1 rRNA gene is annotated in these 217 nt (G+C 43.8%); it reads right to left on the reverse strand.

Features of this window, described 5'->3' with window-relative positions:
* Positions 1-105 (reverse strand): 23S ribosomal RNA (locus ACFCTO_RS12325); the annotation flags it as partial.
* Positions 106-217 lie beyond the last annotated feature (112 nt).

Genomic DNA, 217 nt, shown 5'->3' on the forward strand with positions numbered 1-217 from the left:
GGGTCAAAGGTTACTTGCACCTCACCGCAGCTTATCGCAGCTTATCGCGTCCTTCTTCGGCTGATATGGCCAAGGCATCCGCCGTACGCCCTTACTTACTTGACTATTTTTCATGTATCACGCCATCCACACGGGATGTCATGATGAACAAGAATTCAAGGTTCGTTAAGATCTCTTTTTAAAAAGAGGTATTTTCTAACATTTTTATGCAGTTGTC

The sequence above is a fragment of the Megasphaera indica genome (assembly GCF_046614755.1).
GTDB lineage: Bacteria > Bacillota > Negativicutes > Veillonellales > Megasphaeraceae > Megasphaera > Megasphaera intestinihominis.